General features: G+C 62.6%; 1 protein-coding gene. It reads right to left on the bottom strand.

All coding sequences use genetic code 11. From position 1 onward, the window contains the following. Positions 1–773, bottom strand: a 773-nt coding sequence (locus D1641_RS19010; RefSeq protein WP_160668569.1) for a ParB N-terminal domain-containing protein, incomplete at both ends; no start/stop codon positions are given.

A 773-nucleotide genomic window follows, 5' to 3' on the forward strand; every position in this document is an offset into this window, starting at 1 on the left:
TTCTCCCGCTTCATGTTGGCGTCCACCATGGAAATGGTGGCCTCGTCCCGGTCCAGCTGGCGGACGATGACCGGCATGGTCTGGATGCCCGCAAGCTGGCACGCACGCTGACGGCGGTGGCCGGACACCATCTCATAGCCGCCCGCCTGACGGGGGATGACCACCACAGGCTCCAGAACGCCGAATTTCTTCACACTGTCCACGAGGTCCCACATATCCTTATCGTCCTTGACGTTAAAGGGGTGGCCCTCAAAGGGGTGGATGTCGGCAACTTTCAGGGTCGTGATGATCTCGGACTGGCCCTCCCTGGTGATGGGCAGCGTGAAGTCCTTGGGGATTTCTTCCTCCTGTCCGCCAGGGGCGGCGGGGGTCCCGGCCTCCTTGGGCGGCTCCGCAGGCTTCTCCGGCTCGGCGGAGTGCGGGGGGATCAGTTTGCCGGGGATGGGAATATCCGGCTTGTCCCGGTGCTCCTTGCGGTAGCGGCTGGCCTCCGGCAGCGGCATTTCGTACACATCGGCGCGAACTTCCAGCATACCGGCCTGTTTCAGCGCCTCACAGCGGTGAAAACCGTCCACAAGCTGGTATTCGCCCTTCTCGCCCTGGCGGAGAATGACGGGCTTTTCCAGCCCGGATTTCTTGATACTGTCGATCAGGTCCTTGTACTCCTTCCGAGGAGTGTCCTTGACATAGGTGCCGGGGAGGGGCTTGATGTCGGCCAGCTTGACAAACCGCAGGTCAGCCTGCTCCTGGGATTTACCCTCGCCGCCCTTGGC

Origin of the sequence: Colidextribacter sp. OB.20 (assembly GCF_009911595.1) — a bacterium.
In the GTDB taxonomy this organism is placed as follows: domain Bacteria; phylum Bacillota; class Clostridia; order Oscillospirales; family Oscillospiraceae; genus Lawsonibacter.